The organism is Streptomyces sp. NPDC107538, from assembly GCF_055657445.1.
The window spans coordinates 1-1,663 of record NZ_JBVKAY010000037.1; the positions used below are offsets into that span (position 1 = coordinate 1).

The window sequence follows — 1,663 nt, forward strand, 5'->3', positions numbered from 1 at the left end:
CCTCGATCTTTCTTGATGGTCCGCCGACGGAGTCGGTGGACCGTTTTCGTGCCGGGGGCTGAGGTTGCGCAGGCCCAGGACCCGAGTGTCGCCTCGGGATGGCGCCGGGTTCCACTGCTCCGGGTGTTGGGGTGCTGTCGAAGAGGCGGGGAAGATGCTGGTCAGCCAGGGTCGGGCAGTTGGGTGAGGCGGTCGAGGGCTGCGGTGATGTGACCGGTCCAGGGCCAGTGCCGGGCCAGGCGGAGGATCCGCCGACGGCCGGTGGTCACGAGCTGTCCGGCCGCGGTGAACAAGCGAAGCCGTAGTCGGCGGGGCTCCCAGCACCTGGCCTTGCCGGTCAGCGCGAGCATCGGCATCCAGGCCAGCAGGTCGAGAGCGATCTGCACGATCTCCAGCCAGATCCGGTTCTGGGCGGTGCGGTGCAGAGGGAGATTCCGCAGGCCGGTGGCCCGGGCGGCGCGGATGCGGTCCTCGGCCCGGGCCCGCAGCCGGTGACGCAGTTCGAGCTCGGCGATCGGCCGGCCGGGCGTGTTGGTGGCGAAGCAGGTCAGCCGCATGCCGTCCGCGTCCGTGAGGCGCAACTGGGCTCCGGGGTGCGGCCGTTCCTTCCTGACGATCAGCCGCATGCCCTTGGGCCAGCCGTCCAGGACATCGCCGGTGAGTTCGGCGACCCAGGCGCCGTCACGGATCTCGCCCTCGGCCTCGACGGCCGCCGTCCAGGCGGATGCCGGAACCTTCAGCACGTGCTGGTGAACCTGCTCGGTGATCACCATGCCGACCGAGTAGGACAGCCACCGTCCCCGCCGGGCGAGCCAGGCGACGAAGTCGTGGGTGCCGCCCGCGGAGTCGGTCCGTATCAACGTCCGGCGCCCGCGCCGGTACTTCTTCGGCAGCTGGGCCAGGGCCAGTTGGGTCGCGGTGATGTGGTCAGCGGCCGTGTTCGATCCCGCGTTGCCCGGTCTGAGCAGAGCTGCGACCGGTTCACCGGTGCCGCCCCGTCCGTGGTCGACGAACCCCATCAGCGGGTGGTGACCGTAGGTTCGCTTCCACGTCGGTGCGGCGTCCTCCTTGTCCGAGTGTGCGATCACCAGCACCCCGTCGACATCCACGGTCACCGTCCCGCCCGCATCAGGCGCTTCCCGGCCGGCCAACCGCCAGACATGTCGGCGGACTTCAGCCCGCGCGGCACGGATCGCGGTCAGGGCCTTCTCCCCGGAGGCGGCAAGGGCGTCGAGGAGGCGGGAGACCGTCGGGTCGGAGGCCACCGGCCCGAACACGGCCGGCTCGGCCCGCAGCATGGCGACATCCGCGAGGCAGTCCCCGCCCAGCGCGACCGCCAGGGCCACGTCCAGCAGGATCTTGCCCGGATCGTGCACCGCCCGAGCCTTCCGCCACGGCGTCAGCGCCGCTGATATCGCGGTGTCCAAGCCTGCCTTGCGGACCGTCTCGGCCAGCAGCATGCCCCCGGCCTGCGAGACCACCGCCCGGCCGCCGCCCTCGATGCGGACACGCGGGTACGACCCGATACGCTTCTTCACCTGGAGAGTGCTTCTTTCCCTGCAGCCAACAGGACCCTAGACAAGTCCCATCGTTGCAGGTCAGGAGCACTCTCCGCTTATTTGATCAAGCCTCGGACACCCCACCCCGTGAAAGCGCGAGGTTA

1 protein-coding gene is annotated in these 1,663 nt (G+C 70.2%); it reads right to left on the reverse strand.

Going from position 1 to position 1,663, the window contains the following annotated elements:
* Positions 1-161: 161 nt before the first annotated feature.
* Entirely contained in the window at positions 162-1,538 is a 1,377-nt protein-coding gene (locus tag ACZ7MG_RS43680) for an IS1380 family transposase (protein WP_471397043.1), read from the reverse strand.
* Positions 1,539-1,663 lie beyond the last annotated feature (125 nt).